Here is a 1,299-nt window from a genome sequence, read left to right as displayed (position 1 = left end):
TGGGTCTGCCCCGAGTTTGGTTGACACCTGAGCGGTGAGGATCTGTCCTCGCTGGAAGGATGTCCCCGTGGCAAAGCCCTATCCCAAGGAGTACCGCGACGATGTCGTGGCCGTGGCCCGCAAGGGCCAGGCTTCGTTGAAGCAGATCGCGAAGGACTTCGGTATCTCAGAAGGCTCGCTGGCGAACTGGATGAAGCAGGCCGACATCGAAGACGGTCTCCGTCATGGCGCTACCGACGCCGATCGTGCCGAGCTGCGCGAAGCCAAGAAGCGGATCCGTCTGCTCGAGCAGGAGAACGAGGTCCTGCGCCGGGCTGCTGCCTATCTCTCGCAAGCGAACCTGCCGGGAAAATAGTCTTCCCGCTCGTCCGCGAAATGGCCGCGACCCGTGCCCCGATCAGGGTGCCGGTCGCGGTGGCGTGCAGGGTGCTCAAGCTCTCGACCCAGGGGTACTACAAGTGGCTCAAAGACCCAATCTCTCAACGCGACTGGGACGACGCCCACGTGATCGACGCGCTGCACGAACTACACGCCGACGACGCCACCTTGGGCTACCGGTTCCTCACCGACGAACTCGACCTCGAGCACGGCATCAAGGCCGGTGAGAACCGTGTACACCGGCTGTGCCGCATCGCCGGGATCACCGCGAGCCATCACAAGAAGCGCTCCAAGACAGGTTCGACCGGGCCCGCGCCGCACGACGACCTCCTGGCTGTCCTCGACGAGCACGGCGTGGTCCGCCACGAGTTCCTCGCCGACGCACCGAACAAGACCTGGCTCTGGGACATCTCAGAACACCCCACCCGCGAAGGAAAGCTCTACATCTGCGCGATCAAGGACGTCTTCTCCAACAAGATCGTCGGCTACTCCATCGACTCACGGATGAAGTCCTCACTGGCGATGGCAGCAATGCGCAACGCAATCGCGCTGCGTGCACCGGCCGCGACGGTGTGTCATTCGGACCGAGGCGGCCAGTTCAGAGCCAAAAAGGTCCAGCGCCTCCTGAGCAACAACGGCCTGATCGGATCGATGGGCCGCTCCTACGGCGCCGGCGACAACGCCAGCATGGAGAGCTTCTTCAGCCTGCTCCAGAAGAACGTGCTCAACACACGCCGCTGGAACAGCCGCGAAGAACTCCGCCTCGCGATGGTCACCTGGATCGAAACCAAGTACAACCGACGCCGCCGTCAGCGAGCCCTCGGAAAGCTCACACCGGTCGAGTTTGAGATGATCTACACGACCGCAGAAGCGGCCTGAACACCCCAACCCCTAACCGTCAACCAAAGCGGGGGCAGACCC

Annotated in this window: 1 protein-coding gene; it reads left to right on the top strand. The window is 63.1% G+C overall.

What is annotated here, in order from left to right:
- The first annotated feature begins 67 nt into the window (after window positions 1-67).
- Window positions 68-1,257, top strand: a protein-coding gene (locus ACYVDA_RS20730) for an IS3 family transposase (protein ID WP_460820438.1) whose coding sequence is annotated in 2 segments (ribosomal slippage) — window positions 68-346 and window positions 349-1,257 — 1,188 coding nt in all. Because the reading frame shifts where the segments join, the coding sequence is not laid out codon by codon here.
- The last annotated feature ends 42 nt before the right edge of the window (window positions 1,258-1,299 follow it).

This window comes from Nocardioides korecus, assembly GCF_054778395.1.
The sequence above is the reverse complement of the archived record's forward strand: the minus strand, read 5'-3'. Positions and strand labels throughout refer to the sequence as shown.